At 63.3% G+C, this 1331-nt stretch carries 1 protein-coding gene; it reads left to right on the top strand.

Annotated features, from left to right (window positions below):
• The first annotated feature begins 117 nt into the window (after positions 1-117).
• Positions 118-1131, top strand: coding sequence for a DNA polymerase III subunit delta' (locus B3187_RS01345; RefSeq protein WP_286804295.1), 1014 nt, complete (start codon positions 118-120; stop codon positions 1129-1131).
• Positions 1132-1331: the final 200 nt, after the last annotated feature.

The following is a 1331-nucleotide window of genomic DNA, read 5'->3' as shown; positions in this document are numbered from 1 at the left end:
ACGGCGTGTCTTGAAAGGGCTTCCCCTCCATGGGCCGGACGTGATGGAGCAACCGCTGGGCAACCACCAACCCGAACGCGTACAATACCGCCAAACTTCAACCGAAACCGACGCCCCATGTCCGAACACTTCCCGGCCCTGCCATACCCCTGGCAAAAAGAACCCTGGCAACGCCTCAACCGCCAAATCAGCGAAGGCCAACTGCCCCACGCCCTCATGTTCGCTGGCCCCCCAGGCATCGGCAAAGCCCACCTGGCCACCGCACTCGCCCAGCGGCTCCTGTGCCAGACACCCCAGCAAGACACCGCCTGCGGCAAATGCCACAGCTGCGGCCTGCTCAAAGCCCAGACCCACCCCGACCTCACCGTTCTGCAACCGGAAGAGCCGGGCAAAGCCATCAAAATCGACGTCATCCGCGAACTCACCCAGACCCTGGGCACCACCGCCCAACAGGGCGGCTACAAAGTCGTCATCCTCGAGCCGGCCGAAGCCATGAACGCCAACTCCGCCAACGCCCTGCTCAAAACCCTGGAAGAGCCTGCTGACGACACCGTGCTGATCCTCATCAGCCATACCCCCAGCGCCGTGCTGCCCACCATCCGCAGCCGCTGCCAACTGCGCAGCTTCGCCATCCCGCCCCAGGCCCAGGTCCTGAACTGGCTCAACCCCCTGGTCTCCGGCAGCGGCTTCGAACCCGAAGCCCTGCTCGAACTGGGCCGAGGCGCACCCCTGCACGCCCTGGCCCTACTCGAAGGCGACGCCCTGGAACAACGCCGCCAGCGCGAAAAAGACTTCATCAGACTCTGCGACCAGCAGCTCACCGCAATCCAACTTGCTGACCAATGGCAAAAAGGCGACGTCGGCGAAGCCATCGAATGGCTCCTGATATGGCTCTACGACCTGGCCCGCTGGCAGGCCGGCGCCGACGTATCCACCTTCAAACCGCTGCCGGATCACCTCCAACACCAATTCCAGCGCATCCCACCCGCGCTCCTGCACCGGTACCTGGAAAAGCTCCTGACCGTCAAAAGCCAGTGGCTCAGCGGCGCCAACCCCAACAAACAGCTACTATTGGAAGAGTTGTTGCTCGATTGGGGTGTCGTGATGCGGCAGGCGATGAAGGCGGCGTAGAGTTTGGGTTACGGCGGATGGGTCACGATCGGTTACGGCGGATGCGCTTCGCTTATCCGCCCTACACGACCTGCCGTAGTATGCGTAGGGCGGATAAGCGCGAAGCGCGCATCCGCCGTAACCAACCCCAACCAGCGCGACGTATGGCACTGAGGGCTGCGGAGGGGGTGAACCTTTCCAAGACCGTAAGCGGAGGGACT

This window comes from Marinimicrobium sp. UBA4209, from assembly GCF_002381585.1.
GTDB classification, from domain to species: domain Bacteria; phylum Pseudomonadota; class Gammaproteobacteria; order Pseudomonadales; family Cellvibrionaceae; genus Marinimicrobium; species Marinimicrobium koreense.
Note: the sequence above shows the minus strand (reverse complement) of the source record. Positions and strands in the feature narration are given on the sequence as shown.

Coding starts and splice junctions, on each gene's coding strand:
- B3187_RS01345 (WP_286804295.1), top strand. CDS start 118: ATGTCCGAACACTTCCCGGCCCTGCCATACCCCTGGCAAAAAGAACCC.